The 5,885-nt window shown below is 38.0% G+C and carries 7 protein-coding genes; 5 read left to right on the top strand and 2 right to left on the bottom strand.

The window, feature by feature from the left end; genetic code table 11:
* Positions 1 to 425: 425 nt before the first annotated feature.
* The 5 genes from FJR06_RS06440 (at position 426) to FJR06_RS06425 (ending at position 4,483) form a co-directional block, all read left to right on the top strand.
* Positions 426 to 629, top strand: a complete 204-nt coding sequence (locus FJR06_RS06440; RefSeq protein WP_371260419.1) for a hypothetical protein — start codon at positions 426 to 428, stop codon at positions 627 to 629.
* A gap of 598 nt (positions 630 to 1,227) precedes the next feature.
* Positions 1,228 to 1,521 (top strand): recombinase family protein, encoded by a 294-nt coding sequence (locus FJR06_RS24260; protein WP_083881528.1) that lies wholly within the window; start codon positions 1,228 to 1,230, stop codon positions 1,519 to 1,521.
* A complete protein-coding gene (locus FJR06_RS06435) occupies positions 1,406 to 2,584 on the top strand; it encodes an RNA-guided endonuclease InsQ/TnpB family protein (RefSeq protein ID WP_371260428.1) in 1,179 nt (392 codons plus the stop codon). Before FJR06_RS24260 ends, FJR06_RS06435 begins: the two co-directional genes overlap by 116 nt.
* Positions 2,585 to 2,649: 65 nt before the next feature.
* On the top strand, positions 2,650 to 3,876 hold the full coding sequence (locus FJR06_RS06430; RefSeq protein WP_168651066.1) for a sulfite exporter TauE/SafE family protein: 1,227 nt from the start codon (positions 2,650 to 2,652) through the stop codon (positions 3,874 to 3,876).
* Complete coding sequence (locus tag FJR06_RS06425) at positions 3,851 to 4,483, top strand: hypothetical protein (RefSeq protein WP_168651065.1); 633 nt, start codon at positions 3,851 to 3,853, stop codon at positions 4,481 to 4,483. Before FJR06_RS06430 ends, FJR06_RS06425 begins: the two co-directional genes overlap by 26 nt.
* 2 nt (positions 4,484 to 4,485) lie before the next feature.
* On the opposite strand, the gene FJR06_RS06420 is transcribed toward FJR06_RS06425, so the two are convergent.
* A complete protein-coding gene (locus FJR06_RS06420) occupies positions 4,486 to 5,301 on the bottom strand; it encodes a DUF3153 domain-containing protein (RefSeq protein WP_015083599.1) in 816 nt (271 codons plus the stop codon).
* A 21-nt stretch (positions 5,302 to 5,322) separates the two neighbouring features.
* The gene (locus FJR06_RS06415; protein ID WP_015083598.1) at positions 5,323 to 5,844 is read right to left on the bottom strand and encodes a hypothetical protein; all 522 of its coding nucleotides are present in this window, start codon (positions 5,842 to 5,844) and stop codon (positions 5,323 to 5,325) included.
* Positions 5,845 to 5,885: the final 41 nt, after the last annotated feature.

The raw sequence follows: 5,885 nt of genomic DNA, 5'->3' as shown, positions 1-5,885 counted from the left end.
GTGGGGTAAAAAATATTTGATACATCAACCATAACTTTTCAAACACCCTCTAAAGGACGAATAGATAACCAAGTGCGATTTATATTTTTCGATGTTTTATTTAACCAGGGTTTATTTCCTGTGGGAATCCAGATTTCTAATTCTCGTTCAATGATTGGTCATGTAATTATTACAATTGGACTTTTGCCTGATTAAATTTGTTTTTTTGCATGAGGGTAAAGAGGTGAATTTGGCAAATTTTCACCTTGTTGTTGCAGAAAATTTCCTTTCCGGTTAAACATACAGTAGGCTTTTTGGCGATTGAATATGGTTGCTTTATTTACGCCGTGATGTACTAGTTGCTTGTTTGCTAATTTTTCTTAACTTATGTTATGGTATGCCAATGGCATACATACCACTGGTAAAAAGCGGTCGAATTTCTGGGATTGCACCCCAATACGTTGAGGAGATATGCAGATGAAGGGAAAATCAAAAGCATCAAAAACCCCGCAGGACAAAGACTGTATGATGTCGAATCATACGTCAACGGTAGCTCAGAACGAGCTACCATTATTTGTTACTGCCGAGTTAACTCCTCAAAACAGCGAGATGATCTCGACAGACAAATCGCTTATAGAGATATCCGGTAAGCGTAAAACTCAGTGTCTTTAGACCTGAGATATAAGCGAATCCTGCGGTTTTAACCGCATAGAGTTTTTCTTTTTGTAAAGATTGGTTAAAATGAGCAAAGGTTTATCGCCTTTGTATTTGATGATGTTATACTATTCACGACAGGAATGGTAATCAACCTGTATAAAAACCTAACTGCCTAACAGCTTTTCTGTACCTTGACAATTGAGGATATGGGGTTCTATTCCATAGTTTTAGTGACTACCCTCCGAATAGGTAAAATCTTCATGGGAGCTAGACTTGTGTTGAGCGAAGTCGAAACACGACACAGAATTTAAACTCAAGCAAAATTTGCAGTAATGCAACTACCTTGTCCGCTGAGGGAAAGTTAACCCTTCGGCTTCGCTCAGGGTTAAAGCCGAGCGGAGTCGAGGCTTTAACGCTTGGGGAGAGAACCACCTCTGGCTTAGATACCGCAAGGGTTCTAAGTTAAGTGGACTCGTTGAACCAAGAATCTCAGCGGCTTGGCTCCCTGAGAGTGTCAAATGCAATCCCTCTATCCAGAAGCCGAAATCATCAAAGACATCGCCTTGTGGAATCAACTTCAAAAGAAAAGGATTGCAATCCTTACTGGACAAGCTTCTGCGGGGAGATAAGTTCACGCTTGTTGTTGCCTGTCGTGACAGACTCGCAAGATTTGGGTTTGAACTTATACAGTACATGGTCGAACAAAACGGTGGACAAATCGTGGTTCTCGACGCAACTGTACACTGCCCAAATACTGAACTCACCCAGGATTTACTCTCAATCATTCACGTTTTTTCACGCAGAATGCACGGACTCAGAAAATACTCTCAAAAAATCAAGGAAGATTTATCTAAGTCTGACACCTGCACAGAAAGCGATAATTAAGCAATGGTTTGGTGTTTCTAGATTTGTTTACAATAAAACTATCAAGTTATTGCAAGATGGAGAAATCAAGGCTAATTGGCCAGCTATAAAGACAGGTATTCTTAATGATTTACCTGACTGGTGCAAAAGTGTTCCTTATCAAATTAAATCAATAGCAATTAAGGATGCTTGCAAAGCAGTTAGCAATGCCAAAAAGAAATACAAAAATGGCAGAGGAATAAGTCGATGTAGATTTAGATCCAGAAAATATCCAGTTCAATCCTGTTATATTCCCAAATCGGCAGTGCTAGAAAAAGGAATTTTTTACACCATATTAGGCGAAACATCCTATAAGGAATCTTTGCTCAAAGGATTTGGAGACTGCCGATTAGTTCTCTCTCATGGCGATTATTACTTAACAGTTCCCGAAGAAAAGCCACGACTCAATACCGAAAACCAAGGACGAGTCGTGGCTTTAGATCCAGGGATCAGAACATTTTTAACATTCTTCTCCGAGGATTCTTTTGGTTGGTTGGGAGATACTGCTAACATCAAAATTCAAAAACTTTGTTTTAAATTGGACAAGTTAGTTGGCAAAATATCTCAAGCTAAATGCAAACAAAAAAGAAGGCTCAAATTAGCCGCAACTAAATTGAGAGGAAAGATAAAAAATCTTGTATCTGAGCTACATAAAAAGACTGCCAAGTTCTTAGTTGATAATTTCGATGTAATTCTTTTACCAACTTTTGAAACATCTCAGATGTCAAAGAAAGGAAAAAGAAGAATTAGATCCAAATCAGTCCGGCAAATGCTAACGCTATCGCACTATCAATTCAAACAATTTATTAAACACAAAGCATTTGAATACAGAAAGATAGTATTGGATGTAAATGAAGCCTATACTTCAAAGACAGTTAGTTGGACTGGCGAAATAGTTAAGAATCTTGGTGGTTGTAAAACCATAAGATCTCCATCCACAAATAATGTCATGGATAGAGATTTGAATGGTGCGCGGGGAATTTTTCTCCGTGCATTGGTTGATACGCCTTGGTTGAGAGAAAACCTCAACTTATGTATTTGTTAACTTTTGTTAGCAAAAAAGTATCGGTATACTGTCCCAATTGCCCATTCCCAGTTCCCATCATCAATATGCTAGATTTATTACTCATAACGCTTCTGGGGTTTCTGGGCAGTTTTGGACATTGCTTTGGGATGTGTGGACCCCTGACTGTAGCTTTTTCTCTGTCCAAGCAGCAGGAAAATCCAAGTTGGCAACAGCAATTAAAATTTCATACATTACTAAATTTGGGGCGAATGTTAAGTTATGCCATAGTTGGTGCTGGTATTGGCGCACTAGGCTCAGTATTAGTAGAAGGTGGACAACTGGCGGGAGTTGGTAGTGATTTGCGGCGGTGGATAGCTATTATTACAGGTATAATGCTGATTTGGTTTGGTTTAGGGCAAGTTAAACCCGATTTTTTACCGCGTATACCCCTATTACACCCCATATTAAAAGGGAATTTACACAACCGTCTGAGTGCGGCCATGCTGAAATTATCTGCACAAACTCAATGGTGGACACCGGCACTTTTAGGCATGACTTGGGGATTAATGCCCTGTGGTTTTTTATATGCGGCTCAAATTAAAGCTGCGGCTACAGGGAATTTGTGGCAAGCTACAGCAACAATGTTAGCTTTTGGAATTGGCACACTACCCATCATGTTGGGCGTAGGTGTTTCCACGGCGTTAATTAGTCAAGATCAGCGGAGTCAATTATTTCGCTTGGGTGGGTGGGTAACTCTGATTATTGGTGCTATTACCCTATTGCGGACGGGGGATACGATGATGGACTATAGCGGACACGCTGCCTTAATTTGTTTAAATCTCTCATTGATTGCCCGGCCTGTGAATAGTTTTTGGTCTGCACCTCTGCGTTACCGTCGGGCGCTGGGCGTTGGGGCTTTTGTGCTTTCGGTAGTACATACTATCCATAATCTTGAACACTCACTAGACTGGAATCTTACCGCTTTTTGGTTTTTACCGTTAGAATTTCAGTGGGGAATGAGTGCAGGGGCTGTGGCTTTGGTATTAATGCTCCCTGCGGCTTGTACAAGTTTTGATGTTATGCAAAAGTCATTAGGTAAACATTGGCGGCATATTCATCTTTTGAGTGTACCAGCTTTGTTATTGAGTGCTATTCATACGGTTATGATTGGTTCTCATTATCTGGGGGCTGTAAGATTAAGTTGGCAAAACCAATTAGCAGCCGTGTTACTGAGTCTAATTACCTTAGCTGTATTGTTGATCCGTTCGCGGTATTCTTGGTTATATTTACGTCTAGAAAAATTTTATGTTCCTCCCAATAAATCGCGGTAAATTAACTATTTATCCTGCACACAAAATCAAGTATCTATTATTAGTTTTATTTGGTTTAATAGTTACTACAAATACTCAAGTTTTAGCCCATACGGTGAAAATATCGGCAGATGTTGGTGCTACTATCCATATAGAACCTAATGATAATCCTCGCGCTGGAGAAGTTACTCAAGCTTGGTTTGCCCTGACTCGGAAAGGTGGTAAGGTAATTCCTTTAAAAGATTGTAATTGTCAGTTGGCTATTTATGCTGAACCTCATGCAGTGGGAGAACCAGCATTACTTGAACCTCCATTAAAACCTATTGAGGTTGAACGTTATCAAGGCATTCCAGGGGCAGAAGTAACTTTTCCCAAACCAGGGGCTTATCAGTTGCAATTAAGTGGTAAACCTGTGAATGAAGGAAGTTTTAAACCTTTTGAGTTAAAGTTTATTGTCACTGTGGCTACAGGAAAGAATATAGATACTCTTCAATCTAGTCCAAGTGTAAATGAGAATCAGCAAGGAACAACAATTGGATTAGCACAACCCTTGATTTGGTTGGGAATTTTGCTGCTGTCTGGAGGGATTTTAGTTTTCTTGGTGCAAACAATGAAGAAGAATAATTAAAGTTAGTCTTTTTTGGCAGTTAACTGAATACTTGGATTTGGTAAAAATGTATATCTCAGATATAATCCTAACCACACAAATCCGATAATTAACAAAGTCCCAATTCCCAGAAAATTCGGCAACCAAAAAACTACCTCTACATGATTTATAGCCCCTGCTTTAATTGTCCATAGCAGTTGATTACCATGCTTTTCTGGTTGGATAGCATTTTCATCATTTTCAATATTCTTGACTCCCCAAGGTGTCTGTAGGCTAAAGTCTAGATTGACAATAGAACTATCACCTTTAGTGGTCAGCATAGCCAAAGAACGCAAATCTAAATCATAAACTAAATGATTTCTGGAAAATAGGAAAAAATTCGTATCTTCTGCAACTAAAGTTGAAGTAATATTTGATATTTCCGAACCATTACCATCTTCATCAGTTCGAGTATTAAAAAAGCCAGTGAATTTTTCTTGTAATTCTTTTGCACTGGTAAAGGGAATTTTAACAACGATTTCTGATGGTGAAATTCTCTCTGTTGAACCTGCTAATTGTCGCGCTCGTTGTTCTAAAGTTTTTAACCATTGTGATAGATAATCACTACTAAAAATAGTGATTTTTTCCGATAATTGAATATGTTGTACTAATTCACCATTATTAGTGCTGTTAAAGTTGACTCCTAAATCATACTTTACACAACTAGATAATAGTAATGAAGAAAAAATTACCATAAATACAATAGGTTTAATTTTAGTAAATTTTCCAATTTTCCTAATTAAAAAAAACACAGATTTGCTTAACTGTAATATCACCTTAATGAAAGTGAATACATTCATGACTAAATTTCTCCTTATTTACTAAAAACTTAACCAAACTAAATAGGAAATTGTTAAACTAACAGCAATTAAAGCTACCCAAACAAAATTATTATCTTTAGTATTGACTGTATTAAGGTCAATATATTCTCGTTCTCCAGGTTTTTGTTTAAATGTAGATTTTTTAGATTGAGAAGTGACAACTATTTTGGATTTGTGATCAGAAGTTATGTCCAAATCGGGAATTTCTGTCATCAATTCTTTAGGTCTGTTAAGTTTGGGCGCTTTTAAAATATATAGTAGGCGCTTTGCTTGTTGACGAATTTCATAATGGGGATGACGAATGAGTTGTTGACAAAGATTTATCGCTTCTTCCGAACGTCCCGCAGCTTCATAAGCATTCACCAACCAAATTTCGATTTCACCAGCAAAATGGGTATTTTTTTCTAATAGGGCGCTGGCTGTTTCTAGATTTTCTACAGATTTCCGATATTGACCATTTTCAAAAGCAGTTGTCCCCATTTGATAATGAGATCTAGCAAGTTCTAAATTTTCTGTGGTCATTGGTCAGTTGTCAGTTGTCAGTTGTTAGTAGGGGCGAAGCA

Origin of the sequence: Dolichospermum sp. UHCC 0352, from assembly GCF_009711925.1 — a bacterium.
GTDB classification, from domain to species: domain Bacteria; phylum Cyanobacteriota; class Cyanobacteriia; order Cyanobacteriales; family Nostocaceae; genus Dolichospermum; species Dolichospermum lemmermannii.
Note: the sequence above shows the minus strand (reverse complement) of the source record. Positions and strands in the feature narration are given on the sequence as shown.